The organism is Candidatus Krumholzibacteriia bacterium, assembly GCA_029865265.1.
GTDB lineage: Bacteria > Krumholzibacteriota > Krumholzibacteriia > WVZY01 > JAKEHA01 > JAKEHA01.
The window spans coordinates 46,874-72,393 of sequence record JAOUHG010000009.1 but is presented as its reverse complement, the minus strand read 5'-3'; the positions used below and the strand labels follow the sequence as shown (position 1 = coordinate 72,393).

The 25,520-nt window shown below is 66.5% G+C and carries 23 protein-coding genes; 10 read left to right on the top strand and 13 right to left on the bottom strand.

Annotated elements, in window-relative coordinates; translation table 11 throughout:
• Nucleotides 1–68: 68 nt before the first annotated feature.
• Nucleotides 69–932 (bottom strand): SDR family oxidoreductase, encoded by an 864-nt coding sequence (locus OEX18_06295; GenBank protein ID MDH4336874.1) that lies wholly within the window; start codon nucleotides 930–932, stop codon nucleotides 69–71.
• Between the two features lie 115 nt (nucleotides 933–1,047).
• On the opposite strand from OEX18_06295, the gene dinB reads away from it, so the two are divergent.
• On the top strand, nucleotides 1,048–2,268 hold the full coding sequence (gene dinB / locus OEX18_06290; GenBank protein MDH4336873.1) for a DNA polymerase IV: 1,221 nt from the start codon (nucleotides 1,048–1,050) through the stop codon (nucleotides 2,266–2,268).
• On the opposite strand, the gene OEX18_06285 is transcribed toward dinB, so the two are convergent.
• Genes OEX18_06285 through OEX18_06255 form a run of 7 tightly spaced genes read right to left on the bottom strand, consistent with a single transcriptional unit; the run spans nucleotide 2,253 to nucleotide 11,841 of the window.
• Nucleotides 2,253–4,040 carry a hypothetical protein gene (locus OEX18_06285; protein ID MDH4336872.1) on the bottom strand — a complete coding sequence of 596 codons (1,788 nt, stop codon included), beginning with the start codon at nucleotides 4,038–4,040 and terminating at the stop codon, nucleotides 2,253–2,255. The two genes, dinB and OEX18_06285, sit on opposite strands and share 16 nt — an antisense overlap.
• Nucleotides 4,041–4,081: 41 nt before the next feature.
• A complete protein-coding gene (locus OEX18_06280; protein MDH4336871.1) occupies nucleotides 4,082–4,873 on the bottom strand; it encodes a transporter in 792 nt (263 codons plus the stop codon).
• The gene (locus tag OEX18_06275) at nucleotides 4,873–6,747 is read right to left on the bottom strand and encodes an ABC-F family ATP-binding cassette domain-containing protein (protein MDH4336870.1); all 1,875 of its coding nucleotides are present in this window, start codon (nucleotides 6,745–6,747) and stop codon (nucleotides 4,873–4,875) included. The genes OEX18_06280 and OEX18_06275 overlap by 1 nt, the downstream gene beginning before the upstream one ends.
• A 14-nt stretch (nucleotides 6,748–6,761) precedes the next feature.
• Nucleotides 6,762–8,324 (bottom strand): glycosyltransferase family 39 protein, encoded by a 1,563-nt coding sequence (locus OEX18_06270; protein MDH4336869.1) that lies wholly within the window; start codon nucleotides 8,322–8,324, stop codon nucleotides 6,762–6,764.
• Nucleotides 8,321–9,895, bottom strand: coding sequence for a glycosyltransferase family 39 protein (locus tag OEX18_06265; GenBank protein ID MDH4336868.1), 1,575 nt, complete (start codon nucleotides 9,893–9,895; stop codon nucleotides 8,321–8,323). The genes OEX18_06270 and OEX18_06265 overlap by 4 nt, the downstream gene beginning before the upstream one ends.
• Nucleotides 9,896–9,904: 9 nt before the next feature.
• Nucleotides 9,905–10,687, bottom strand: a complete 783-nt coding sequence (locus tag OEX18_06260) for an SDR family oxidoreductase (protein ID MDH4336867.1) — start codon at nucleotides 10,685–10,687, stop codon at nucleotides 9,905–9,907.
• Nucleotides 10,687–11,841: a PLP-dependent aspartate aminotransferase family protein gene (locus OEX18_06255; GenBank protein ID MDH4336866.1), complete on the bottom strand. Its 1,155-nt coding sequence runs from the start codon at nucleotides 11,839–11,841 to the stop codon at nucleotides 10,687–10,689. The genes OEX18_06260 and OEX18_06255 overlap by 1 nt, the downstream gene beginning before the upstream one ends.
• Nucleotides 11,842–11,944: 103 nt before the next feature.
• Between OEX18_06255 and OEX18_06250 the strand changes: the two genes are divergently transcribed.
• Together OEX18_06250 and OEX18_06245 are read left to right on the top strand one after the other, a co-directional pair.
• Nucleotides 11,945–13,648 carry an alpha/beta fold hydrolase gene (locus OEX18_06250; protein MDH4336865.1) on the top strand — a complete coding sequence of 568 codons (1,704 nt, stop codon included), beginning with the start codon at nucleotides 11,945–11,947 and terminating at the stop codon, nucleotides 13,646–13,648.
• A 194-nt stretch (nucleotides 13,649–13,842) separates the two neighbouring features.
• On the top strand, nucleotides 13,843–14,529 hold the full coding sequence (locus OEX18_06245; protein MDH4336864.1) for a DUF4397 domain-containing protein: 687 nt from the start codon (nucleotides 13,843–13,845) through the stop codon (nucleotides 14,527–14,529).
• A 233-nt stretch (nucleotides 14,530–14,762) separates the two neighbouring features.
• Here the strand turns inward: OEX18_06245 and OEX18_06240 are convergent, their stop codons facing one another.
• The gene (locus tag OEX18_06240) at nucleotides 14,763–15,176 is read right to left on the bottom strand and encodes a DUF6249 domain-containing protein (GenBank protein ID MDH4336863.1); all 414 of its coding nucleotides are present in this window, start codon (nucleotides 15,174–15,176) and stop codon (nucleotides 14,763–14,765) included.
• A 337-nt stretch (nucleotides 15,177–15,513) separates the two neighbouring features.
• Here OEX18_06240 and OEX18_06235 point away from each other — a divergent pair, with 337 nt between their 5' ends.
• Both OEX18_06235 and OEX18_06230 read left to right on the top strand, forming a co-directional pair.
• On the top strand, nucleotides 15,514–16,080 hold the full coding sequence (locus OEX18_06235; GenBank protein MDH4336862.1) for an RNA polymerase sigma factor: 567 nt from the start codon (nucleotides 15,514–15,516) through the stop codon (nucleotides 16,078–16,080).
• Nucleotides 16,077–16,598 (top strand): zf-HC2 domain-containing protein, encoded by a 522-nt coding sequence (locus OEX18_06230; GenBank protein ID MDH4336861.1) that lies wholly within the window; start codon nucleotides 16,077–16,079, stop codon nucleotides 16,596–16,598. Before OEX18_06235 ends, OEX18_06230 begins: the two co-directional genes overlap by 4 nt.
• Nucleotides 16,599–16,600: 2 nt before the next feature.
• On the opposite strand, the gene OEX18_06225 is transcribed toward OEX18_06230, so the two are convergent.
• From OEX18_06225 to OEX18_06210, 4 genes are read right to left on the bottom strand one after another with little or no spacing between them, the layout of a single operon-like run.
• Nucleotides 16,601–17,257: a pyridoxamine 5'-phosphate oxidase family protein gene (locus OEX18_06225; GenBank protein ID MDH4336860.1), complete on the bottom strand. Its 657-nt coding sequence runs from the start codon at nucleotides 17,255–17,257 to the stop codon at nucleotides 16,601–16,603.
• Between the two features lie 5 nt (nucleotides 17,258–17,262).
• Nucleotides 17,263–18,039, bottom strand: coding sequence for an endonuclease III (nth, locus tag OEX18_06220; protein MDH4336859.1), 777 nt, complete (start codon nucleotides 18,037–18,039; stop codon nucleotides 17,263–17,265).
• Nucleotides 18,040–18,046: 7 nt separating this feature from the next.
• A complete protein-coding gene (gene polX / locus OEX18_06215; GenBank protein ID MDH4336858.1) occupies nucleotides 18,047–19,813 on the bottom strand; it encodes a DNA polymerase/3'-5' exonuclease PolX in 1,767 nt (588 codons plus the stop codon).
• Between the two features lie 12 nt (nucleotides 19,814–19,825).
• Nucleotides 19,826–20,647, bottom strand: coding sequence for a hypothetical protein (locus OEX18_06210; protein ID MDH4336857.1), 822 nt, complete (start codon nucleotides 20,645–20,647; stop codon nucleotides 19,826–19,828).
• Between the two features lie 242 nt (nucleotides 20,648–20,889).
• Here OEX18_06210 and OEX18_06205 point away from each other — a divergent pair, with 242 nt between their 5' ends.
• From OEX18_06205 to OEX18_06185, 5 genes are all read left to right on the top strand, one after another.
• Nucleotides 20,890–21,918: a branched-chain amino acid aminotransferase gene (locus OEX18_06205; GenBank protein MDH4336856.1), complete on the top strand. Its 1,029-nt coding sequence runs from the start codon at nucleotides 20,890–20,892 to the stop codon at nucleotides 21,916–21,918.
• A gap of 65 nt (nucleotides 21,919–21,983) precedes the next feature.
• Nucleotides 21,984–22,979 (top strand): RluA family pseudouridine synthase, encoded by a 996-nt coding sequence (locus OEX18_06200; protein ID MDH4336855.1) that lies wholly within the window; start codon nucleotides 21,984–21,986, stop codon nucleotides 22,977–22,979.
• Nucleotides 22,980–22,993: 14 nt separating this feature from the next.
• Nucleotides 22,994–23,737, top strand: a complete 744-nt coding sequence (locus OEX18_06195) for an META domain-containing protein (protein ID MDH4336854.1) — start codon at nucleotides 22,994–22,996, stop codon at nucleotides 23,735–23,737.
• Between the two features lie 20 nt (nucleotides 23,738–23,757).
• Entirely contained in the window at nucleotides 23,758–24,540 is a 783-nt protein-coding gene (locus tag OEX18_06190) for a YbaY family lipoprotein (GenBank protein ID MDH4336853.1), read from the top strand.
• A 2-nt stretch (nucleotides 24,541–24,542) separates the two neighbouring features.
• Complete coding sequence (locus OEX18_06185; GenBank protein MDH4336852.1) at nucleotides 24,543–25,502, top strand: hypothetical protein; 960 nt, start codon at nucleotides 24,543–24,545, stop codon at nucleotides 25,500–25,502.
• The last annotated feature ends 18 nt before the right edge of the window (nucleotides 25,503–25,520 follow it).

The window sequence follows — 25,520 nt, the reverse complement described above, 5'->3', positions numbered from 1 at the left end:
GCTGGCGAGAGGGGGGGTGGTTCAATTGTATGGCGCGGCCGCGCGGGGGGCAACCCGCGAATCGCGCTTCAGAGCGAGTAGTGAAAGCCGGACAAGCGCTCGCTCTCGGACCACAGGCGCTCCTGGACCACCGGGTCGTTGGACGCCGCGGTGGTTCCCATGGGCTCGCAGCGGCGGAAATACTTCCCGCTCACGCCCGCCACCTCCTGCGATGAGGCCAGGTACACCGGCGTCTCGGCGCCGTCGTCGGGCTGCTTGAAGAAGCGCTGCAGCGCGTGAAACATCAGGTTCAGCACCGATGAGAAGTTGCGCAGGAGGCCGGTGTGGATGACGCCGGGATGGAGACAGTTGGCGGTCACGTGGGAGCCCTGCAGGCGTCGCGCCAGCGCATAGGTGAACACCATGCTCATGAGCTTGGTGTTGGCGTACTGCTGCCAGCCCCGGTAGCGGCGTTCCATCTGCAGGTCGTCGAAGTCGAGAATGCCGCTCGAGTGGGACGACGACGTCATGTTGATGATGCGCGACGCCGCACCCGCGCGCAGCCGGTCGAGGAGCAGGCCGGTGAGCAGGTAGTACGACAGGTAGTTCACGAAGAACTGCTCCTCGAAGCCGTCCGCGGTGACGCGGCGCCGACTGGTGAGGATGCCGGCGTTGTTGAAGAGCACGTCGAGGCGCTGGTACTTTGCGTTGAATGTATCTGCAAGGTCCCGCACCGCGGCCATGGTGGAGAGATCCGCCACCAGCAGGTCCAGCGACGGCGACGTGCAGGCGCGCGCCATCTCGTCCAGGGCCTTGCGCCCGCGCTTTGCGGTGCGGCTCACCAGCACGGTGTGCGCGCCGAGCGCGGCGATGCCGGCCGCGGATGCCTTGCCGATGCCGGAGCTGGCGCCGGTGACGACGACGATCTTGTCGCGCATGGGTGCGTTGCTCACGCCGCGCATCATACCCGTATGCCGCGCAACCGTGAAGGGGCTTGCTGGCGGGCGCGGCGCGCGGTACAATGCCTCCAGCCGATCCCGCCTGCGCGTTTCAGCGCCGAGAATCACTATGCCCGATCACGCCCATCGCGCCATCCTCCACGTCGACATGGATGCATTCTACGCATCCGTGGAGGTCATGGACAACCCGGCGCTGGCCGGCAAGCCCGTCATCGTCGGTGGCGCGGCCGAGTCGCGCGGGGTGGTGTCGGCGGCGTCGTACGAGGCGCGCACGTTCGGCGTGCACAGCGCCATGAGTTCGGCGCGTGCCCACAAGCTCTGCCCGCACGGCATCTTCATCACGCCGCGCATGTCGCGCTACGTCGAGTTGTCGCATGAGATCCGCAGGATCTTCGAAACCTACACCCCGCTCATCGAACCCCTCTCCATCGACGAAGCCTTCCTGGACGTCACCGCCAGCCGCGCGCTGTTCGGCAGCGGGGAGGAGATCGGCCGTTTGATCAAGCGGCGCATCCGCGACGAGGTGGGGCTGGTGGCGTCGGTGGGGGTGGCGCCCAACAAGTACCTGGCCAAGCTCGCCAGCGACCTCGAGAAGCCCGACGGCTTCGTGGTCATCACCCGGGAGGAGGCGGAGGCGCGCCTGGCGCCGTTGCCGGTGTGGCGGCTGTGGGGGGTGGGCAAGGTGACGGAGAAGGCGCTGGCCGGGGCGGGCATCCTTACCGTGGGCGATCTCGTGAAGATGCCCGACGCGCAGCTGGAGGCGATTGCGGGTTCGTACGCGCCGCGTTTGAAGCAGCTCGCGCGCGGCATCGACGAGCGCCCGGTGGTGCCGGACACGGAGGCCAAGTCGATCGGCGCGGAGAACACGTTCGCAAAGGACATCGCCGATGCCGACGCGCTGCGCGTTGAGCTGGACCTGCTGTGCGAGCGCGTGGCCGGCCGCGCGCGTGCCGACGGCATGCCCGGCCACACCGTCAACCTCAAGGCGCGTTACGCGGACTTCACCACCGTCACCCGCGCCATGACACTGCCCGATGCCACCTACGACTCGGTGCTGATCCGCGACGCCGCGCGCCACCTGCTGGAAGAGAAACTCGGCCGGCGCGGGCGCGCGCTGCGCCTGCTGGGGGTGTCGCTCTCCAACCTGGTGCACGCGGAAGAACTCACCCGCGACCTGTTCTCGGACACGCCGGCCGCGAAGCGCGAGACCACCTCGCGCAACCGCGCGCTGGATGCGGTGATGGATCGCCTGAAGGAAAAATTCGGGAGTGGTGCGGTGGCGCGGGGAAGCCGTGCCGCGAAGAAGCGCGACGATCAGCGCCGGCGGTAGCTGATGATCTTGTCGCTCCCGGAGACGAACACGTCGCCGTTGGGCGTACCGGCCACCCCGCTGACACCCTGGGAGATGACGTGCGGTAGTTCCGACCAGCTCCCGCCGGCGAAACGCTGGATTGTCCCCGCATACTGCGCGACGTAGAAATCCCTCGACGAGCGTCCCCAGATGGCTTCGCTTGGGTTACCACGGCCGGTCGCCCGGTACGACTCGATGGGTCGCGTCATCCACGTGCGTCCGTCGTAGACCACGATCTCCCAGGCGTTCTCACCCACGGCGATGATGTCGTGGGGGCCGAACGCAACCACGTCGAAGAGCCACCAGGAGACCGGGCTCTCTTCGAGGCGCCACGCGGTGCCATCGTGACGGGTGATCCCGCCCTCCACGCCCACCGCGATGGCGCCGCCCTCCCACGCATCCACGGCGATCATCCGGGCGCCCGGGATCTCGGTCCTCTCCCACGCACGGCCGTCGAACTGAACAATGCCGCCGTAGTCACCCACGGCAAAAACGCGGACCCCCGCCACCGCCACGTCTCTGAGGCTCTCCTGGAAGGCGCCGCTCACCCAGTCCCACACCGCGCCGTCGTAGTGGAGGATCATGCCGGAACCGACGGCGTAGAGGTCGCGGTTGCTGGTGCCGTCGATTCCGTACACCCAGTTGGACGTGATGGACTCCTTGTCCAGGTCGATCCAGTTCTCTCCGTCAAAGCGGTACGCGCTCACGCCGGCGACGAAGATGTCACCCTCGGGAGACGCCCACATGGTGCTGATGTTTTCAATTCCGCCGCCCAGGATACGTTCGCTCGCGGCGGCATCTGTCTTATAGAGGCCATTGCGCGAGTGCGTCGTGAATACCTCGCCGGTGGGCGCGGTCCATCCGGATCCCGGCTGGCTGCTGGCGGCAATGCGCTGCGGAACCCAGCTTGCGCCGTCGTTGTGATAGACGACCGCCCCCACGTCGTCCCTCCCGCCGACATAGACGTCGGCTCCGGTCCCCCACAGGGTCGCCGGGATGAACCGATCGCCGCCCGGAACCACCGGAGCCAGCGGGAGCCCGTTCACGTAACGAAACAATCCCGTTTCCCAGTTGTAGTCCGAGCCCAGAACAAAAGCCGAACCGTCCTGCAGGCCAAGGACGCTGTAGAACGATCGCATGCTGTCGATGGACGCGCAGTGCCACTCATTGCCATCGTATTGCGCGATTGTCGAAGGCCCGGTGCTCGAGTAGAAATCGGGTTCGCCCACGGCGAACACATTCGTCGTCGACGTGGCGTGAATGTCGCGGAAGTAGACGCCCGTGGTCACGGAGTCCTCCGACCAGGTGGCGCCGTCGTAGCGGTACACGTACCCCTCGTCGGCTGCCACGAGAATCTCGCCGCTGGGGAGTCCGCACACGGCGCGGGCGTAGAAGGGCATGGCAACGTAGTCCCAGGTGCCGCCGCTGGACCGGTAGATGCGATCATAGCCCGGCAACAGCAGTTCGCCGCTGGCGGTTCCCCACACTTCGGTATACCCGGACATCTCGCGCGGCAAGGGGGTGGGCGTCCAGCGCCGGCCGTCGAAATGGAGCAGCATGTCGGCGCCGGCATACACGTCGTTGGCGCTTCGGCCCCACACGGAACTGACGCGTTCCCCGAACGACTCCAGGCGGATGTCGTACGCGCCGGTGGCGGTGCCGGGGCCGCCGGGCGCGACGGGGTCGCTGGAGCACGACAGCAGCGAAGCGCCCGCGAACAGAATGATCAAGGCGAGGCGCGGGGGGTTCACCCTCCCATGATACGGCATGGGTGGGTGAACCGGAAGGGGCCCTATCGGCGCGCCGAGGCCCCCACGAACACGCGCCAATCCTCGGTGTCCGGGGTGATGCCCACGTTGATGCCGGCGTCGAACGCCCAGTTCCGCCCCGGGTCGAGCACCGCGCCCGCGTCCAGCGTGACGATCTGGGTGTCCGCGTCGTCGAGCCCGCCGGCGATTCCGTACAGCTCCAGGTAGCCGCTCCAGGCGTCGACCACCGGCGTGCTGAACACCACCGACGCAAAGACCGACGTGTCGCCGTCGCCGATTGCCTCCGCGCCCGCCGCCGCGCCGAGCGTGCGCCCGTTCGCCAGCGTGAAGGCAAACGGCACCGACAGGCCGTACACCGTGTTGTCGAGCTTTTCGATGCCGCGCGTGGGTGCGACGAAATAGGGAATCACCGCCACCGCCGTTCCCTCGCCGTCGTTGCCGGTGAGGTTGACCTTGATGCGCATGCCCGCCGGCCCGAAGCCATCTTCGGTTTCCTCGCTTCCGCCGGTGGTGGTTGTCGTGCTGAGGTAGGGCGTAATCAGAAACTGCACGTCCACCGCGTCGGTGAAGCCGTACTTGAGATTGAAGGGCGCAATGCTGAATCCGTCGATGTCGGTGTCGCCGTAGCCCAGATGGCCGACGGTCACGAAGTCCATCTCCAGTTGGAAGTGCTCCGCCGGCACCGAATAGGGCGTGTCGGTGCGGGTGGGCCGGTCGGTGGCCATGGGCCGGATGGCTCGCGCCGCCGGGGCGGCCGCGGCGAGCCACGCGGTGGCCGCGCAGACAACGGCGAGGGTGAATCCGGTGGCGCGCATCACATGGCCTCCTTCCACTTGCCTTCGAATGACTTTGACTCCCGTTCGAACGCCAGCGTCGCCTTCTCCAGGTCCTCGTAGGCGGACTCGATGCGCGACTCCAGCTCGCGGCTCTTCTTCGACAGCTCGGCGATGACCGTCGCGTCGCCGCTGGCGGACGCATTGGCCAGGGCGGCGAAGGTGTTCTCGCGGTCGCGCTCCAGCGTCATGATGCGTTTCTCCGCCTCGGCCACGCGCTTTTCCAGCGGACCCAGCAGCCTGGCGCGTTCCTGCACCATCTTTGCACGCGTCTGGCGCGTCGCCTTGCGGTCCGCCGCCGCCGTGACCACCGGGGTGGGCGGGGCTTTGGGCGCGGGCGCGTCGGGGGTGCGCGTGCGCGCCATGCTGTCGTCCATCTCCCAGCCGATGGTGTCGAGGAAGTCCTGGTAGCTGCCGTCGAATACGCGCACGCCACCGCGGTCGAAGATGATGAACTTGGTGGCCAGTGCGTGCAGGAACATCTCGTTGTGGGTCACGATCACCGCCGCACCATCGAACGCGTCGATGGCGGCGAGCAGCGAGTCGCACGAATCCATGTCCAGGTGGTTGGTGGGCTCGTCGAGGAACAGCAGGTTGCTCGGCGTCACCACCAGCTTGGCCAGCATCACCCGGCTCTTCTCGCCGCCGGAGAGCACCGATATCTTCTTGAGCCCGTCGTCGCCCTCGAACATCATCACACCGGCCACGTCGCGCGCCTTCTGCGGCAGACACGATGGGTCGGCGGACTGCACTTCCTCGATGACGGTGAGCTTGGGGTGCAGCGTGTTGACGTTGGTCTGGGCGAAGTACCCGGGCACGGTGCGCGGGTGCGAGGTAATTCTTCCTTTGCGCGGCTCCAGCTCGCCGGCCAGCACGCGCAGCAGCGTCGACTTGCCCTTGCCGTTGGGACCGATGACGCAGATGCGTTCGTGGTCGTGGATCTCGAAGTTCAGATTCTCGAACAGGGCGGCGCCGTCACCGTACCCGAACGACACCCCGTCCACGCGCATCAGCGACTTGGCCGGAAAGGGTGCGGCGTTGAACTCGAAGTCCAGGGTCTGGATGCGTTCCAGTTTCTCCAGGCGCTCGTGCTTGGCCAGCTGTTTCACGCGCGACTGCACGCGCGTGGCCAGCGAGTTCTTGGCGCGGAAGCGCTCGATGAAACGTTCGATCTCGCGGCGCTTGCGCTCGTCGTTCATGCGCGTTTTCTCGTAGATTTCCTCTTCCTGCAGGATCTGCGCGTACATCTTCTCGGTGTTGCCGGCGATTTTCTTGGCGCGGCGGCGGTGGATGGCCACGGTGTGCGTCACCACGCTGTCCATAAAGGAACGGTCGTGGGTGATGAGCATCAGTTCGGTCTTCCACTCGTTGAGAAAGCGCTCCAGCCAGCGGATGGAGACGACGTCGAGGTAGTTGGTGGGCTCGTCGAGCAGCAGCAGATCCGGCTCGGACACCAGCACCTTGGCCAGGTTCAAGCGCACCTGGAAGCCGCCCGAGAAGAGGTCCGGCGAGCGTTCCATGTCGGCGGCGCCGAAGCCGAGGCCGAAGAGGATTGCCTCCGCGCGCCAGGTCTCGTCGCGATGACCCTCCGGGAGTCCGAGCGCCGCCTCGCCCAGCACCGTGGGCTGGGTGAAGCGGATGTGCTGGTCGAGGTGACCGATGCGGTAGCGCCGCGGAATGACGATGTCGCCGCCGTCGGGTGAGAGCTCGCCCAGCACCATGCGGAACAGGGTGGTCTTGCCGTGGCCGTTGCGGCCCACCAGCCCCACCCGCTCGCGGCGGTTGAGCCCGAAGCTCATGTCCTCGAAGAGGAGCTGGCTCCCGAAGGATTTGCTGACACGGTTGAACTGGATCATGGTTTCTGCCGGTATCAATTCCGCTTCAGAAAGAACACCGCGGCGTCGCTCGCCTGGTAAGCGGACTGGATAAGATACCCGTTTGCGACCAGATCCGCCACCAGATCACGATCGTCGTTGGGCTGCATGTGCGAGAACACGACCCAGAACGATTCCGGCGCTCCACCGAAGGAGCGGAACACGTCCGCGACGCGCTGCGTCTGGTTGAGACCGCGCAGCCAGCGCCCGAAGTGAACCCCCCCGCGCCCGCAGGCATCCCCGCCCTCGTGCCAGCAGTCGAGGTACCAGGTTGCTCGCAGGTCGCGCGCCCAAGGGTCCGTGCGCGTGTAGTAAGCAAAGGCGGGGACGGCCCCGTAGTACACGTAGGTCGGCTCGGCCGCGGTACGGTTAGCGCGCCAGTAGGAAAGCACCGCGCGCAGGTCCTCGGTCTCCGGCCACGGCCAGTGCGCTTCCTTATACAGGGTGTCGCGCAGCGAACGGTTGGGGAGTGACACCGCGCTGCCGAGCAGCAGGCAGGCCAGCGCGACCCGCGCGGCGGTGCGCCCGGCAGCCCCCGATGCCGACGCAACCCCGCAGGCGATACACGTCACCAGCAGCGGCATCAGGAACAGCCCCCAGCGGAAGCCGTAGGGAAACACGCCGGCCGCGTCGGCGATGGCGTGGACGGCCCAGGTTGCGCCCAGCCAGACCAGCAGCCGGGGTCTGGCGCGCGCGGCGAATGCCAGCAGCAGCAACGCGGCTCCAACCGGTACCAGCGCGGGGACGCGGGTGTACGGCCAGCCGGTGAACTGGAAGGCGACAATCTGGCTGAAGAAGGTGGCAACGGCGCGCAGGCCCGGCTCGGCCATGTTGCCGGGAGCAGCGCTGGAAACGTCGCTGGCGGCCACGCGCGAGAGCTGCGCCGGGAGAATGAACAGGGCCAGCGGCAGAATGCACAGCACATAAGCGGCGACCCCGGCCAGACCGGCGCGGACGCGCGCACGATCGCCGCGCGCCAGCGCCTGCACACCCGCGCAGGCAAAGGGAACTCCCACCGCAATCACCGCGCCATAGTACGCGTAGGACGCGACCGTCGCGGTGAGCGCCCACACCACGCCCGCACGGATGGACGGCGTGCGCCACAGCCCCAGCAGTGCCACCAGGTTCCAGGCCACCGCGCCCAGCATGAGCGCGTACTGGCCCACCTCCTGCGCGTAGCGCACGTCCGCCGGCATCAGCGCCATCAGGATTCCGGCCGCGAGTGCGGCGCGGGGGCCCGCCAGACGGTGCGACAGTGTCATCACACCCGCGACGCCGGCGAGGCTTGCCATCACCGACAGCGAGCGCATCCACATGGCGCTCGATCCCAGCGCGAGCCACGCGTGCAGCAGGAATGAATACAGCGGGGGATCGCCGGTGCCGGTGCGCACGCTCTGTGCCAGCGCGGAGAAGGGAGCCGTGGCCACCCAGTATTCGCCGGCTTCGTCGAACCACAGCGAGCGCGCGTTGATGTCCCAGCAGCGCACGGCCAGCGCCAGCAGCAACACGGCGGCAACCGGAAGCCAGTTGCGCCGGGCGTGGGAGTACCGCGGCTTCATGGCGCGCGCCTTCTCACCAGAAAGCCGACGGCGTCGCTGCCGGTCACGTGGTCGAGCAGCACGTAGTCGCGCTGGATCATCTGAGTGATGGGAATGCTCTCCTGTCCCTGCACGTGCGCGATGATCATCCAGAATTCAGTGGGCATCCCCGACATGGTCTCGAAGATCGACGCCATCTTCTGGTCGGGCGGGAGCGCGCGCAGCCAGCGGCCGTAGAAGATGTCTCCGGTGCGGCACCACGGCGTGTCGGCGTTGCGCCAGCAGTCCAGATACCAGAGATCGGGACGTTCGGGTTTCTCGCCGGAGAGGTGGTCCGCGTAGTAGGCAAAGCTGGGAACGGCGCCGTAGTAGACGTACGTCCGCTGCCCCGGTTGTCGCTGCGCGTGCCAGTAACGCGTCACCTTGCCGATGTCCTCGGTTTCCGGCCACACGCACCTGTCATTGCCGAACACGCGGTTGTAGATGCTGCGGTTTGGCAGCGACACCACGCACGTCGCGCACAGCACGCCGAACGCGAGACCGGTGGTGAGACGCCGCAACCAGTTCACATCGCCGCGGATGGCGCACGCCACCAGCGGTACGATGAGCGGCGCGAGAATGATGGAGTAGCGAAACGCAAACGGGAACAACCGCAGCCGGCCCATCACGCCGTACAGGATCCACGCCGCCACGAGCCACACTGCAAAGCGCCGTTGCGTACGCACCACCATGGCGATGAACAGAATCACCAGGGTCACCGGCAGCCACGCGGGCATGTTGCTGCACGGCCAGCCGGTAAACTGGAACGCCAGCGTCTCCTTGAGCGTGATCCAGGTGCGCATGGCCTCCACGTTGAACGATCCGATGCCGATGGGGTCGAACGCCTCCGCGGTGGGACCGCGCCGCAGCTGGTGCGGCAGGTAGTAGAGAATCAGCGGCAGGATGGAGACGGCATAGGCAGCCAGCGTGACACCGCCGCTCAGCAGGCGCCGCCGGTCGCGGCGCCACGCCGCTTCGATCATGAAGCAGGCGAAGGGGGCGAGCAGTGTCACCACCGTGCCGTAGTACGTGTAGGTGGCCGCCATAGCCAGCAGGCCCCAGCGCACGAACCCGCCGCGCGTGGGTGTACGCACCAGTCCCAGCAGGACCACGATGCTCCACACCAGGAAGCACTGCATGGGCGCGTACTGGCCCACCTCCTGGGAGTAGCGCACCGCCGTCGGAACGATGCCCATGATGAGCCCGGCCACCAGCGCCGTGGTCCAGCCCCGCAAGCGGTAGCCGATCACCATCACGCCGGCCACGCTGGCCACGCCGAAGAACACCGAGAGCAGGCGCATCCATGTCTCGTTGTCCGCGGGAGTCATCCATGCGTGGAGCAGAAACGAGTACAGCGGCGGATCCTGGATACCGTCGCGCACCACCGTCGCCAGGCGCGAGAGCGGTGCGGATGCCACCCAGTACTCCATGGCCTCGTCCAGCCACAACGAGCGCGCGTTGAGATCCCACAGCCGGATCAGCAGCGCGAGGCCGAGAATCGCAGCGGCAATCTTGCGTGGGCGCGTGAACCAGGCGGGGTCGACTTTCGGCATGCGCATGGATCAGTGCGACTGGATGCGCCGTACCATGGCGGTGACGAAATTGCGCGGAAAGAAACGCAGCAGGAACACGAGGACCTTGTTGAGCGTGCCTGGGATCACCACGGACCGCCCCCGGATCATGCCGTCGAAGCCCTCGCGCACCACCTGCTCGGGCGTTGTGCGCATGATGAGCCGCAGCCCGCGCACGTCACCCACGTTGGCGCGCTCCTGAAAGCCGGTGGGCACGGGGCCGGGGCACAGCGCCGTCGCGGTGACGCCGGTGCCCTTGAGTTCGTTGGCGATCGCCTCGGTGAAGGACAGCACGAAGGCCTTGGACGCGTAGTAGACCGGTTGCAGCGGGCCGGGCTGAAAGGCCGCGGTGGAGGCCACGTTGAGGATGCGCCCGCGCCCGCGCGCCACCATGCCGTCGATGAACAGGCGTGTGAGCAGCACCAGCGCGTTCACGTTCACCTGGATCATGCCCATGACCCCGTCGCGGTCCGCCTGGTGAAAGAAGCCGTACATGCCGTAGCCGGCATTGTTGACCAGCACGTCGATCTCGACGCCCGCGGCCGCGAGTTCGTCGCGGATGGCGTGCGGGGCGCCGGGATCGGTGAGGTCGGCCACGATGATACGCACCGACGCGCCGTGCAGGTTCTCGACCTCGCGCTTCACCGATGCCAGCCGGTCCGCGCTGCGCGCGGTGAGCACCAGGTCGTGACCGTTGGCTGCGAACAGCCGCGCGAACTCCGCACCCAGGCCCATGGACGCGCCGGTGATCAGTGCGACGGGGCGAGACGCCATCAGTCCTCGAGCGCGCGATTGAGATCGTCGATCAGGTCTTCGCTCGCCTCGATGCCCACCGACATGCGCACCAGCGCGTCGCTCAGGCCCAGGCGGGCGCGCTCCGCCGGCGTGAGTCCCTTGTGCGATGTCGTCACCGGACGGGTGAGCAGCGTGTCCACGCCGCCCAGGCTGGGTGCAATCACCGGCAGCTCCACGCGGTCCATCAGGCGTTCCGCGGCTTCAACGCCGTCCTTGAGCTCGAAGCTCAGCATGCCGCCGAATCCGTCGAAGAACTCCGCCGCGCGCTCGTGGCTCGCGTTGGCGGTCAGGCCGGGGTAGTTCACCGTCGCCACCGCGGGGTGCTCCTCGAGGAACCGCGCCAGCGCCAGCGCGCTCACGTTCTGGTGACGCACGCGCAGCGCCAGCGTCTTCATGCCGCGGTGCAGCAGGAAACACGCGTGCGGATCCAGCGATCCACCCAGGTGGTTGAGCTTCAGGCGCACCTCTTCCACCAGGTCCGAACGTCCTATGACCGCGCCCGCCACGATGTCGTTGTGGCCGTTGAGGTACTTGGTGCAGCTGTGCAGAGAGAGGTCGAATCCCCACTCCGCGGGACGGAAGTTGACCGGGCTCGCGAAGGTATTGTCGATCATGGATACCAGTCCGTGCTCCCGCGCAAACGCCGTGACACCCGCCAGGTCGCTCACGCTCATCATGGGATTGGCGATGGACTCCACGTAGATGGCGCGCGTGTTGGAACGCAGCTTCGCCTTCCACGAGGAGGGATCGGCGCCGTCGATGACGTCGTACTCGATGCCGAAGCGTGCGAAGTCGTGCGTGATGAACGTGTGCGTGCCGCCGTAGAGACAATCCTGCACCAGCAAGTGGTCGCCCTGCTGCAGCACCGTCAGCAATGCGGTCGAGATGGCGGCCATGCCGCTGGAGGTGACCAGCGCCGCCTCGGCATTCTCCAGTGCCGCCAGCTTGTCGTGCAGCACGAGGTGGTTGGGTGTGTTGTTGAGGCGGATGTAGCGCACGTCGTGATACGTGCCCTCCTCGCCCCGCGTCTCGTACATGGCGGTCTGAAAGATGGGCAGTGCCACCGCGCCGCCCAGGCGGGGGCGAGGTTCTCCGGAGTGGACGACCTTGGTCTCGATATGGGTGATCTCCATGACTGGGCTCCTGACGGCGCTTTTGCACGTTCTCGGCTGGAGGGAGTGGTTTGAAAGCTATACAATAAGGGTGACCCGTTGGGTTTACAAGCCGCACACACCGATGCCCGTCCCCTTCAACACGCTCCACCTCGAGCCCGCGGAGTACCGCGCAAAGGACGGCCGTGCCGTCACGGCGCAGCGCGGGCGCCTCAGGCTGCCCGTGCGGCGGGACCGCCCCGCGGCCGGCGCCGTGGAACTGGTATTCGTCCGCTTGCCCGCGCTGGATCCGATCCGGGCCGGCGACCCCACCGTGTTCCTGACCGGTGGTCCGGGCCTGTCCGCCATTGCGTCCGGGCGGGGCCGGCTCTTTGCTCTGTTTCAACTATTGCGTTCCAACGGGGACGTCATCCTGCTCGACCAACGCGGCAGTGGATTGAGCACGCCGTCGCCTGTCTGTGACCATCCGCTGGAGATTCCGCTCGAGCAGCCGGTGACACGCGAGGGCTTCACGGCCGCCGCCATCGATGCCATGCGACGCTGCGTGTCCGGCCTGGCCGGACGCGGTATCGACATCGCCGGTTTCAACGCGCAGGAGAGTGCCGACGACGTGGCCGACCTGGCGCGCGCCCTCGGCTACCCGCGCGTGAACCTGCTGGGTTGGAGTTACGGCACGCACCTCGCGGTGTCGGTGATGCGGCGGCACCCGGGTCTGCCCGGCCGGGTGGTGCTGACGGGACCCGAGGGACCGGACCAGACCTACAAGCTTCCGTCGCGGGTGCACCTGCAGCTCGCACGGCTCTCGGCGCGCGCCGGTTTCGATGCCGCAGCGGCGGTGCGCGCCGCCCTCTGCGAGATCGAGGCCAGGCCCGCGCGGGTCGCGTGGCCGGACGGGCGCGCCGCGGCCATCGGGCGCTTCGACGTGGAGTGGGTGCTCGCGCAGGCCATCGCGGATACCCGCACGCTCAAACGCCTGCCAGCGGTGCTGTCCAACATGACGGCGGGCGACTTCTCGGACCTGGGCGGCGACCCGCTGTTTCGAGCGCTGGTGGAGGAGTTTCGTGGCGGGCTGTTCCGCTCGCCGCTGCGCTACTGCGTGGACTGCGCCTCCGGCGTGTCCGCGCCGCGGTGGGAGAGAATCGAGAACGAGGCACGCGACGCACCACTGGGGCGCACCATCGACTGGCCCTTCCCCGAGATCTGCGAGGCGCTCGGCAGCCCGGACCTCGGCGACGGGTTTCGTTCCTCGCTCCGTTCCAACATCAAGACGCTGTTTGTAACCGGGCGGCTCGATTGCCGCACGCCGGACGAGAACGTGCCCGAGCTGGCGCCCGGCTTCCTCAGCCCGCGCCACCTGGTGGTGGAAGACGCCGGCCACGCCGACCTGCTGGTGCCGCCCGCGGTGCATGAGGCGGTGCGCGAATTCCTGCACAGCGGGAATCTCGACGTGGCGCACGTGGTGTCGACCCCGCCGTTCCAGCCCGACCCGCCGCGGGCCACGCTGGTCTACGACGGCGAGTGTGCGTTCTGCCGGGCACAGGTGGACCGGCTCCGGCGGCGGGGAACGGAGCGCATCCAATTCGTTCCGTACCAGTCCATCGGCAATCGCTTCCCGGGCGTCCCGCGCGACCACTTCGCGCGCAAGGTGCACCTGATCGGGCCGGACGGCTCGGTAGCCACCGGTGCCCGCGCCATCCTCGCCGCCTCGGCCTCCCATTCCCGGGTTGCCCGCGCGGCCCTCGCGGCCTGCCGGATCCCCGGGGTCGCGATCCTGCCCGAAGCGGTCTACCGCTGGGTCGCGCGCAACCGGCATCGCCTGCCCCGCTGACCGGGATATTAACTAAATGATATTAAACTAGTTACGCCGAAAAGGCGAATATCTGTCCATTATTTGTACATCATTTGTCAAAAAAGATTTGCGTCGGTGTCCATGTTTGTGGATCTTCCCTCCCGTCGCCGGGGACCAACCCGGCCAACCGATTTGGAACCGTCAGGACAAACCCGTTTCAGGAGGGAAGAACCATGAAGAAGCTCCTCATGCTGACCGTCGCGCTGGCGCTGCCGCTGGCCGTGATTGGGTGCAGCGACGACGATGAGAACCCCGTTACCCCGCAGCCGGCCGCGCAGGCCTCGGTCAACGTCATCCATGCATCGCCGGACGCCCCGGCGGTCGACCTGCTGGTCGACGACAAGACCGCGGGCACGGGTCTGGCATTCCCGAATGCCACCGGCTACCTCAAGGTCAACGCCGGTACGCGCAACGTGAAGGTCAACGTGGCCAACACCTCGACCACGGTCATCGAGGGCGACTTGCCCCTCGCCGCCAACAAGAACTACTCGGTGTTCGCGGTGAACGAAGTGGCGAGCATTGAGCCGCTCGTCCTCGAGGACGACCTGAGCGCCCCGGCGATGGGCAAGGCGCACGTGCGCTTCGTCCACCTCTCGCCGGACGCGCCCGCGGTTGACATCACGACCACCACCGGCGCCATCGTGTTCGGCGACTACTCGTTCAAAGATGCGTCGGCCTTTACGCCGCTGGATGCCGGAACCTATGACCTCGAGGTCCGCCTGCAGGGAACGTCAACGACGGTTCTCGCGCTGAACGGTATCACGCTCGAGAACGGCAAGATCTACACGGTGTTCGCGAAGGGCTTCGTGGCGGGCATGGGCGACCAGGCGCTCGGCGCCCAGATCATCGTCAACAAGTAGTGCAGGGAACGTAGCGGCGTGGCCGGGCGGTGAGGCAGGGGGCGCCTCGACCAGGAGTCCAGTCCGCCGCTACACAAAAAAGGAATCGCCACCTCGCGCGACGGTGCGGGGTGGCGATTGCCTTTTATTTGACGTCGTCGGGTTCGTCGCGTTTTCGGGCACGGTGCCCGTTACATCACACCCGTCCCGCGGCGGCAACCCGGCCGACGTCAGTCGTTCGATGGCGCTTTTCGCTACGCCATCGGACTCCTGTGACCGGTGTCCATGCCACGCTCGTGTTCCCATTCCTTCTTGTCCAGGTGCGCGGCGATCAACAGGCCGATCCCGATAAACAATGGAATCAGACCCCACACACCGGTGCTGCCACCGTCCTCCACCCACATGGCGATGGTGAGTGCGATGCCGATGCCGGTGAGCACCAGGCCGTTGGCGCGCCGGCTGGAGTAGCGGGGGCGCTCCGTCTTGGCCGGCGCCTCGGCGGGCAGCGGGAGCCCCTTCTCCATGGCGAGGATGCGCTCGCGGTGCTCGAGATCCTTGCGGCGGGCCTGCATCACGATTGCCGTAATCGCAATCAGGATACCGCCCATGACGAAGAGGATGGGGATGGCCAGGGCGATGGTTTCTGCTTCGATTCGACCAAACAGCATGATGCGCTTCCTTTCCAGAGATCGTTCTTCTATCGTGGGTCCCGCGAGGGGCCCGCGTGGTCCCGCAGGATGTGGGGCCGGTTGCCTCCCGCCTGCGAATTCACCCGGTAGGACAGGCCCCGCCCCGGCCGCGTTTCAAGTTTCGGGTTGTGGCCGGGAAATTGGGTCTCCGGCCACGTAACGTGTTTATTTAAATGGTGTTGTGTCAGCGGGGCCCGAAGCAGGGGCCAATTCATTTGCCGGCCACCGGTTGGAGACCGCCGGGGACAATTTCGTGGCCACAACATAAGTGAAACCACCGCGCCCCTCGGGCGGTCCCATAGCATGGAGACGCACGGTGCCCAACCTGGACTCTGAACTCGTTGCGCGGTCGCTCCGCGGTGACGAGCGGGCGTTCCGGGAGCTGTTGACCCGACATCACGGGGTGGCCTACGCCGTGGTGAGGGCGATCCTGGGGGACCGCGACGACGTGGACGATGTCATGCAAGTTGTCTATTTGAAGGCATATCAGGGCTTGAAGAGTTTCCGTGGCGACGCGAAGTTCTCCACCTGGCTCTACCAGATCGCCCGCCGCGAGGCCATCGACGCCTCCAGGCGGCGCCGGCGCGACGTCACCGATATCGAGGACGTCCCCCTGCCCGCCGACCCGGCCGATGCCGCCGACGCCCCGCTGCGCGAGCGCGACACCCGGGAGTGGCTGGACCGGGCCATGGGGGAGATCGAGGCACACTATCGCACGGCCATCGAGCTGCGCTACATGGCCGAGAAGTCCTATGAAGAGATTGCCGCCATCATGGACTTGCCCGAGGGAACCGTGAAAACCTATGTTCACCGTGGTAAGATTGAACTGAAGCGGATCCTGTCCCGCCCCGACTGGCGGGCACGTACCGCGGAGAATCAATGAACGACGCCTGCACGCATATCGAATCGCTTCTGCCCGGGTTTGTCGAAGACGGCCTGGGTGCGGACGACACGTTGCGTGTGCGCGCGCACCTGGAGTCGTGCGAGACGTGCCGCGCGTCGCTGGTGGCGTTCCAGACGCTGGAAGATTCGCTCCTTATGCGCCGCGCCGAACTGCCACCGGTGGAGCGTTTCCTGCCCGCGTTTGCCGCCGCACCCGCGCCGGCCTACCGGCGGCCGGTACTGATGCGCGCGTTTCGCGCCGTCATCAGTGTGCCGGGCATCTCCATCCTGCTCGCGGTGTGGGCGGGCACGCTGGCGTTCAACTTCCGCGAGCCCATCGGCCGCGCGCTTTCGTTTTCAACGCCGAACAACCTGGTGGGGGGCATCGACCGCCTCGCCGACCAGATGGTCTTCCTGACCGACGGCAATGTGTGGTTGCTGCTCGCCGCGCTCACGATGGTGTCGCTCTTCGTCGCCGCGTCCATGGGCGCCATGACGCTGCGCTTCGTCCGCCACTAGTTCTACTTCTTCCTCGTGTAATTCCTGAGATACGCCGGCAGGCCGATGCCGGGGGTGAGTTTCTCGTCGGGGATCGGTGCGCCGGTGCGGTTCTCGAAGGGAAGCACGCCCGCCCAGTACCTCGTGGCGTAGTCCTCGTCGTCGTCGATGGGACCGCCGGTGCGGACTTTGGCCGACGCCTCGTCGATGGGCAGCTCGAGAATGAGTGTGGCCTTCATCTCCGTGTCGTTGGGGAGCCGGCAGTCGTCCCAGCGCCCCGGAATGAGGTGCTCCACCAGCGCGCGCAGCGCCTCCATTTTGGCGGCCGGCTCCTCCACGACGCGCGCGCGCCCGAAGAGCATCACCGAGCGGTAGTTCATGGAACTGTGGAACGCCGAGCGCGCCACCACCAGCCCGTCCGCCAGCGTCACGCTGAGGCACACGTCCACGCCCGTCTCCAGTGTGGTGAGCATGCGGCTCGCGGCGGAACCGTGGATCAGCACGCGGTCGCCGTCGCGCGCGTGCAGGGTGGGAATCACAAAGGGCTGCCCTTCCACCACGAAGCCCGCGTGGCACACGAGGGCCTCGTCGAGGATGGCGTCGATGGTGGGCCGGTCGTAGCGGCCGCGCTTGGGGATCCTGCGCACGCGCGTGCGGTCGCCGGGCTTGTTCTGGTTCATGCGGATCAGTCTATCAGTTTGGGGCAGTCATCCGCCACCGGGCACGCGTCGCACATGGGTTTGCGCGCGGTGCAGCAGCGTCGGCCGTGCCATGGCATGAGGTGCGAGAGTGAGATCCAGGTGTCGTCGGGGAACACCGCCATCATGTCGCGTTCCACCTTGTCCGCGTCGTGGTGGGACGAAAAGCCCATGCGGTTGGAGTTGCGCAGCATGTGGGTGTCCACCACGATACCCGGCACCCGGTAGATATTGGTGAGGATGACGTTGGCGGTCTTGCGCCCGACCCCGGGCAGCTTGACCAGGTCGTCCATGGTGGTGGGCATCTTTCCGCCGAATTCGTCCACCATGACGCGGCAGGCGTTCTTGATGGCCCTGGTCTTGTTGTTGAAGAAGCCCGTGCTGCGAATTTCTTCCTGCAGCACGGCATCGGGCGTTTCCAGGTAGTCCTGCGGCTTGCGGTACTTCCTGAACAGCGCGGGTGTCACCATGTTGACGCGCGCGTCGGTGCACTGCGCGGCGAGAATGCTGGCCACCAGCGCCTCGAGCGCGCTGGTGAAGTCCAGCTCGCAGCGGGCGTCGGGGTAGGCGTCCTTGAGACCGTCCAGCAGGCGCAGGGCGCGCCGCTTGAGGTCTGCGGTGACCTGCAGTGAGGGAGCCTTTGCCGCCTTCCTCCTGGGCGGTGCGGGTTGGCTCTTCTTCTTCGGCGCCTGTTTCGCGGAGGCGAGCGGGCGTGGCAGGGCCGGAGCCCTGCGTCGTTGCGTTCGTGCGGTGGATCGTTTCATGGCGTCATTATAGCTGTTTGTCGCGGCGCGCCTTCAGGATTTTCTGTGTGGCCGCGAGGCCGCGCGTGTTGAGCACGTCGTCTCTGGTGAGCCAGCCCTTGCGCGCCACACCCACGCCAAAACGATAGTAGTCGATCTCGCTGGTGTGGTGCGCGTCCGGATTGATGACGAACTTCACCCCCATCTCCTTGGCGGTCTTCATGTGTCGCCAGTCCAGATCCAGCCGCACCGGGTGGGCGTTGATCTCGATGAACACGCCGTGCGCGGCGCAGGCTTCGAAGACGGCGGTGAGGTTGAGGGGATAGCCGTCGCGCGAAAGCAGCAGACGCCCGGTGGGGTGGCCGAGCATGGTGGTGAACGGATTCGACACCGCCGCGACGATGCGTTTCGTCATCTGCGCTTCGGAGCCGCTGAACTGGCCGTGCACCGACGCCACCACGTAGTCGAAGGTGGCGAGGACGTCCTCTTTGTAGTCCAGCGATCCGTCCTGGAGGATGTCGCTCTCGATGCCCGCGAACACCACGAACGGCGCCAGTTCCTCATTGAGCGCTTCGATCTCGAGCCGCTGCTTCGCCACCCGCTCGGGTGTCAGCCCGTTGGCGTAGATGGCGGTGGGGCTGTGGTCGCCGATCCCGAAGTACTCATGGCCCAGCGCTCTTGCCGCCTCCGCCATTTCGCGCAGCGTCGAACGGCCGTCGCTGTACGTCGTGTGGCAGTGGAACACGCCGCGCACGTCCGCCATCTCGATCAATTCCGGCAGGGTGTGCTCTTCCGCGGCTTCGATTTCCCCCGTGTTTTCGCGCAGCTCGGGGGGGATGTAATCCAGGCCGAGCTTCTTGAACAGGGCCGGTTCGTCGGGCAGCCGGATCGCCTTCTCGCCCTTGAAGAGGCCGTACTCGTTGAGCTTGTAGCCCCTCTTCTTGGCGCGGGTGCGGATCTCGGTGTTGTGTTCCTTGCTGCCGGTGAAGTAGTGCAGCGCGGCGGGAAACTCGTCGTCCTTGACCACGCGCAGGTCCACGTGGATGCCGCTGTCCAGAATGACGCTCGACTTGGTGGGTCCCTTGCCGACGATGGTCGCCACCCGCGGCATGGCGGTGAACGCGTCCATCACCGGCCCGGCGTCCGCGGCGGTGGCGAGGATGTCGACGTCGCCGATGGTCTCCTTGTGCCGGCGCAGGCTGCCGCCGACGAGCGACTGCGTCACGCCGGGAACCGCGCGCACCACCGCGAGCACATCGGTCGCGTCGGCGAGCGCGGTGCTGTACAGGAAGCGCTGCGAGTACTTGCGGAAGCGCGCGATGCCCGCGAGGATGTTGGTCTGGGTCTTCTCGCCGAAGCCGGGCAGCACGGCGAGTTTCCCGTCGCGGCCTGCCTGCTCCAGTTCCTCCAGCGACTTCACGCCCAGCTTGTCGTACACCGCCTTGACCTTCTTGGGCCCCATGCCGGAGATGCGCAGCATCTCCAGCACGCCGGCGGGCACGCGCGCGCGCAGCTTCTCGTACTCGTCGAAGGTGCCGGTGGTCAGCGCGGACTTGATGTCGGCAAAAATCGACTTGCCGATGCCGCGCACCTCGAGGAGTTCTTCGCTCTCCACCATGGCGGCGAGGTCGCCGGAGAGATCCTCGACGGCGCGCGCCGCGTTGTAGAACGCGCGGATGCGGAAGGGGTTGTCACCCAGGATTTCCAGCATGGCGGCAACGTCGTCGAGCTTCTCCGCGACGTCGGCCTTGCTGAGAGGCGTGCGAGGAGGCGTTGATTTTCGCGCGCCGGCCATGGGAGTGCCTTTCTAGGGGGCGGGTGGTGACGCGTTCTCGGCGTCGCTGGACGGCGCGGGTGTGAGCGCACGCTCACGCGAGAGCAGTTTGTCGAAGTCGACATGGTCCGCGTCAAGTTCGGGAGCCCGCGCAAATGCAAACGCGTTTTGTTCGGTGGCGTCGAAGATGCCCGGCGAGCCCACGGGGTAGCGGACGGCGTCGAAGTTCACCCGCGTGTCAATCTTGTTGTCCGATGCGATCTTTGCCCCGCGTTTCATGTGCTTGAGCCGGGCGATCATGACCAGACGCTCGATGTCCTTGTGCGTCTCGCACACCGCTTGCAGCACCCCGGTGATGCGCCCGGAAACGCCGAAGGAGCCGTCGGCGGTGTTGATGTAGAGTTCGTCCGATGCCTGTGCGAACTCGTCGTGCCAGAACACCCGGTCGCGCGATGCAAACCCGAGGATGGTGACGACGTGGGCGCCCCGGGCCTTGAACTCGCGCGCCCGCCACAGCAGGGAGGCCACGCCGAGGTCCTCGCCCATGAGCACGACCTTCCCGTCGGCGTCGAAGGTGCACGGCGAACCCAGCGGGCCGCGGATCTGGAAGACCTCGTCGCCCAGGTTGAGCACCATCAATTGTTCGGTGGGGAGGTCGCGTCCCTGTTCGACCACCGTGAAGGTGCCGGCTTCCGGGTCCGCGCCCGCGATGGGAAGCGTGACGGTGGGACCGTCGACGTTGACGTGGATGTCCACATACTGACCCGGCCGCGCCGCTGCGGCAACAGCGGGCAGTGAGAAATCCATGAGGAACGTGTCCGCATTGAACGACTGCTTGCGCGTAATGGTGAACATTTCGTTGGTGTCCTCAACGCGACACAGTACCCCACGTGCACGCGGAAAGGCAAGCACTCACTGGCATGAGAAAGTGCCGTCCCCACAACGTGTTCGGCGTTCAAGCGCCGGCCCGGACGCCGCCGCGCGGCCGGGAATCCGGTTGACGCGACGCCCGCCGAGAGGGTAGATTCTAGGGTGTCTCGTCCAAAGTGCCGCGCGATCATTTCCTAACTCCAGGAAGTGCCTCTATGAAGGAGACCATGCAAAAGGCAGATCTCAAGTGGGGTGAACTGCCGTTTGACTATGTGCGAACGGATTGCCATCTCGTTTATTCATATCGCGATGGCAAGTGGGATGCGGGCGAAGTGGTGGAAGGCGACGAGATCACGCTTTCCATCGCCGCCACGTGCCTCCACTACGGTCAGGAGTGCTTCGAGGGTCTCAAGGTTCACGAGACACAGGACGGTCGCGCCTGCGCCTTTCGGCCGGATGCAAACGCCGCGCGCATGGTGTATACCGCCACCAAGCTCCTCATGGCGCCGCCGCCGCCAGAGCTCTTCGTGAGCGCCGTGGAGCGCGTGGTGGCACTGAACCGGCGCTTCATCCCACCCTACGGTAGCGGCGCGTCGCTCTATGTGCGCCCGCTGCTCATTGGAACCACGGGAACCGTCGGCATCAAGCCGTCGCGCGAATACAAATTGCTCGTTTTCGTGAGTCCGGTGGGCCCGTACTTCAAGACGGGCCTCAAGCCGGTGCGCCTGTGGGTGGAGACGGAAGTCGATCGCGCGTCGCCCGGTGGCGTTGGTGACGCCAAGACGGGCGGCAACTATTCGGCCGGACTTCGTGCCACCTGGGGTGCGCGCGACCGCGGTTTCGCGGAGGTTCTCTTCCTCGATGCCCCGGAAAAGAAATACGTCAACGAGTCGGGCAGTTCGAACTTCTTTGCCATCACCAAGGACGGCAGGTACGTGACACCCAAGTCACCGTCGATCCTCGCCAGCATCACCAACAAGAGCCTCATGCAGCTGGCGAAGGACATGGGCATGCCGGTCGAGCAGCGCGTGGTGCCGGTGACGGAGTTGCCTTCGTTCACGGAAGCGGGCCTGTGTGGCACCGCGACCATCATCGCGCCGGTCTATGCGATTCAGCATGGCAACAAGCTCATTCAGTACTGCGGACCCGACCAGGTCGGACCCGTGAGTGAGAAGTTGCGCGCGTCACTGGTGGCGATTCAGAACGGCGACGCACCGGATCCACACGGCTGGTTGCACGAGATCAATCTGGACTAGCAGAATACGCCTTTTCGTTCCGTGGAGAGGGCCCCGCCACAAAGGGGCCTTCTTCATTCCCGCGCATGAACACGTTCCCCAAACAGCAACTCACGCTCACCTGCCAGGTCGATCCCTACCGCTCCGGCTGGACGGTGGTTCAGTTCCTCGCCCACCGCTTCAAGTACCACACCGCCGAGGGATGGGAGCAGCGCGTGCGCGACCGCTGGGTGCACGTGAACCAGAGCGAGGTGGAGCCGGAGCACGTGGTGAACCGCGGCGACGTCATCCATTACACAATCTGGCATGCGGAACCGCCGGTGGACGACGACTACACGGTGCTCTTCGAGGACGAGCACTACCTGGCGGTGGCCAAGTCCGGGAACTGTCCGGTGCACGCGTGCGGGATCTACATCGTCAACACGCTCATCGCGCGGCTGCGTGGCGACTTCGGCCCCAGGGTCACGCTGGCGCACCGGCTCGATCGCGAGACCAGCGGCGTGGTGATGCTGGCCCGCAACCGCGAGGCCAATCGCCGTCTGGCGCGCATGTTCGAGCGCGGTGAGGTGGCCAAGACCTACCGCGCGGTGGTGTTCGGGAACGTGGTGCAGACCGACTTCGTCATCGACGCGCCCATCGGCAAAGTGGACGCACGCATTCAGTACCCGGTGGAGTACGCATGGGGGAAGGAGAACGACCTCGCCACCTACCTCCCCAAGCGCCGCGTAGACCCCGCCGGCAAACCCGCGCGCACGCGGGTGGAGGTGACCGCTCGCGCGGAGCGCTTCACATCGCTGCGGCTCACGCCGGAGCAGGGGCGCACCAACCAGATCCGCGTCCACCTGGCCCACATCGGGCACCCGCTGGTGGGCGACAAGATCTACGGCCTGGCCGGGGAAATTCGCGACGAGCAGATGCGCGAGGGGCTTACCGAGCGCGTTCGGGCGGCCCTGGTGCTGGAGCGTCACGCGCTGCACGGCGAGACGCTCGACTTTGTTCATCCCATGACCGGGGAACGGTTGACGATTTCGGCACCCGTGCCGGATGATATGCGGGAGCTCCTGACGCCTTCGATCTCCTGAACCGGAAGGACGCCATGAAGGCCAGCCCGTCCCTATTCGTGCTCGCCGGCCTCGTCCTGGTCGCGTGCGCAAGCGAGTCCCATGACAACCCGCCCCGGGCCGCCGGCGGCGGCGTGAGATCGGACATTCCCTCGCAGGCAGTGATGGTGGGTCTGTACGCGTACATGGCGGACGCGGCTTCGTTTACGCGCTGCAGCACGGGCACGCGGTATCCCGTCGCCATGGAGGGCGATCACGCCGCGCTGGAACGGGCCTACCTCGCCACTCCCCACGAACCCGGCGCCCCCGTCCTGGTGACGGTGCAGGGGCGATATGAATCGCGCCCGGCCATGGAAGGCGGGCCGCGCGAGCACCTCATTGTGGATCGCTTCGACGGTATCTGGCCGGACGAGACGTGCGAGAAGTCCGGTATCGACACCCCGATACGCAACACGTACTGGAAACTGGTGGAGTTGAGCGGCAAGACGGTGAGGACGCAGCCGGATCAGCGCGAAGTCCACATCCTCCTGCGCACCGACACGGCGGAAGCGCGCGGATTCGCGGGCTGCAATTCGTTCAACGGCGGTTTCGTCCTGGAAGGAACGACGCTCCGGTTCACGGAATTCGCGGCCACACAGGCAGCCTGCCCCTATCTCGAAGAAGAGACCGCCTTCTTCGCCGCACTCGGCGCCGTTACCAGCTACCGTATTCTCGGCGAAACGCTGTTGTTGATGTCCGATTCCACACCTGTGGCGCGCCTGCGCGCGGTCTATTTCTGATTTCGAGGGAGGCAGCGATCATGATTCGACGGATACTTGGTGCGGGAGCGCTCGTCGTACTGACAGGTTGTGGTGGCAACGACAGCGGCGGTGGCGCCGCAAGAACAGCGCACGTCACCGGCACGGTGACGTATCTGCAGAGCACGCCACTCCCGCCGGACGCCGAGGTGCACGCGGTACTCCAGGACATTTCGGTACCGGGCGCACCCGCGCGCACCATCGCCGCCACCAGCATTGTCACCGACGGCCAGCAGGTGCCGATTCCGTTCTCCATCGCCTACGACCCGGCGGAGGTCGACGAGTCGCGCACCTACTCGGTGCACGCCGAGATCCACATTGGCGGACAGACGCGCTTCATCACCACGCAGGCCTACCCGGTGATCACGCGCGAGGCACCGAGCAAAGTCGATGTCACCGTCATGGCGCTGGCGCCCCCGCCGCCGGCACCGGCCCTGGTGGGGACGTACTGGAAGCTGGTGTCGGTGGCTGGCAAGGGCGTCATCCCGGTGCAGGACGCGCGCCGCGAGCCCCACCTCACGCTGCTTCCGGAAGAGAATCGCGCCATCGCCACCGGCGGCTGCAACCAGATGACGGGGACGTACACCATGATGGAAAGCGGTGTGACCTTTTCGCCGTTCATGTCCACGAAGATGGCGTGCCCGGATGTGATGGACCAGGAGCGCGCGCTCGGCGAGGCGCTGGCTGCCACGCGCGGCTACCGCATCGATGGGATGACGCTCGAACTCACGGATGCGAAGCATGCGGTGCTCGCGCGCTTCGAGGCCGCACAACACGAGGAGTAGGCGTGACGCTCGTCACCGATTCGCCGCCGGCCGTCCTGAAGCGGCGGCGCCTTTCCGGCCGCACCGAACCGCGGGGCAGCCAGACGGGATTCTCCGTGTGGGGCGCGGTGTTGTTCGGCTTCGTGTTTGTCGCCGTGGGAAGCCTGATCGTGCTGGTCGGCCGGCGCATCATTCCCGTGGATCCGTCCGGCGTGCACGCGCCGTGGTGGGTGCTCACGGTTGCCGGCATCTCCTTTGCGGGCGGTGGGCTCGCGGTGTGGGGAATGGCGGCCCGGCAACAGCGCGCCGAGCACTACCGCCGCGGGGCGCTGCGCCGCTACGCGGGTTCCAGCGCCCACGCCGACCATCCTTGGAATCCGGCCGGCGAGCGTTCCCGTCCGTGGCCGCGGGCGGGCAAGGCGATCCTGGGCGCGGCGTTTCTGACTGTGTTCCTCTCCATGTTCAACTGGTGGGCGTGGGGACCGGAGGGCCCCGGGATGGTGAAGGTCGTCGTGACCATCTTCGATCTCATCCTGGTGCTGGTGTGGTGGCAGGCGGTGGTCCGGGTGGGACAGGCGCTGAAGTTCGCGTCGTCGCGGGTGGTGTTCGATCGCTTTCCGTATTCCCTGGACAAGCCGGTCGCGATTCGCTGGATTCCTCCCCGGGGCGTGGGACCGTCCACGAAGGGCGAGTTCACGCTGCGTTGCGTGGAGGAGTTCTACGAAGAGCGGGGATCGGGCAAGGACCGCAGCAAGCATCTCGTCCACGAGGAGATCTGCGCGGAGACGCAGGCATTCGACCATACCCAGAGCTTCGCACCCGGGCGTCCGGTTGAGTTTCGTTTCACCCTGCCCGAGGGCGCGCCATCCACCGCGCTCTCTGCACTCAAACCGGTGTTCTGGGAATTCGAGGTGAAGCTCGGGATGCCGGGCTTTGATTTCGAAGAGCAGTATTTGATTCCAATTTACAGTTCGGGGGCCTGAGCGCACGCCGTGGTCTCG

Coding starts and splice junctions, on each gene's coding strand:
- OEX18_06275 (MDH4336870.1), bottom strand. CDS start 6,747: ATGATCCAGTTCAACCGTGTCAGCAAATCCTTCGGGAGCCAGCTCCTC.
- OEX18_06230 (MDH4336861.1), top strand. CDS start 16,077: ATGAACGACGCCTGCACGCATATCGAATCGCTTCTGCCCGGGTTTGTC.
- dinB (MDH4336873.1), top strand. CDS start 1,048: ATGCCCGATCACGCCCATCGCGCCATCCTCCACGTCGACATGGATGCA.
- OEX18_06270 (MDH4336869.1), bottom strand. CDS start 8,324: ATGAAGCCGCGGTACTCCCACGCCCGGCGCAACTGGCTTCCGGTTGCC.
- OEX18_06250 (MDH4336865.1), top strand. CDS start 11,945: ATGCCCGTCCCCTTCAACACGCTCCACCTCGAGCCCGCGGAGTACCGC.
- OEX18_06200 (MDH4336855.1), top strand. CDS start 21,984: ATGAACACGTTCCCCAAACAGCAACTCACGCTCACCTGCCAGGTCGAT.
- OEX18_06195 (MDH4336854.1), top strand. CDS start 22,994: ATGAAGGCCAGCCCGTCCCTATTCGTGCTCGCCGGCCTCGTCCTGGTC.
- OEX18_06210 (MDH4336857.1), bottom strand. CDS start 20,647: ATGTTCACCATTACGCGCAAGCAGTCGTTCAATGCGGACACGTTCCTC.
- OEX18_06225 (MDH4336860.1), bottom strand. CDS start 17,257: ATGAACCAGAACAAGCCCGGCGACCGCACGCGCGTGCGCAGGATCCCC.
- OEX18_06255 (MDH4336866.1), bottom strand. CDS start 11,841: ATGGAGATCACCCATATCGAGACCAAGGTCGTCCACTCCGGAGAACCT.
- OEX18_06265 (MDH4336868.1), bottom strand. CDS start 9,895: ATGCCGAAAGTCGACCCCGCCTGGTTCACGCGCCCACGCAAGATTGCC.
- OEX18_06190 (MDH4336853.1), top strand. CDS start 23,758: ATGATTCGACGGATACTTGGTGCGGGAGCGCTCGTCGTACTGACAGGT.
- OEX18_06245 (MDH4336864.1), top strand. CDS start 13,843: ATGAAGAAGCTCCTCATGCTGACCGTCGCGCTGGCGCTGCCGCTGGCC.
- OEX18_06260 (MDH4336867.1), bottom strand. CDS start 10,687: ATGGCGTCTCGCCCCGTCGCACTGATCACCGGCGCGTCCATGGGCCTG.
- nth (MDH4336859.1), bottom strand. CDS start 18,039: ATGAAACGATCCACCGCACGAACGCAACGACGCAGGGCTCCGGCCCTG.
- polX (MDH4336858.1), bottom strand. CDS start 19,813: ATGGCCGGCGCGCGAAAATCAACGCCTCCTCGCACGCCTCTCAGCAAG.
- OEX18_06280 (MDH4336871.1), bottom strand. CDS start 4,873: ATGCGCGCCACCGGATTCACCCTCGCCGTTGTCTGCGCGGCCACCGCG.
- OEX18_06240 (MDH4336863.1), bottom strand. CDS start 15,176: ATGCTGTTTGGTCGAATCGAAGCAGAAACCATCGCCCTGGCCATCCCC.
- OEX18_06205 (MDH4336856.1), top strand. CDS start 20,890: ATGCAAAAGGCAGATCTCAAGTGGGGTGAACTGCCGTTTGACTATGTG.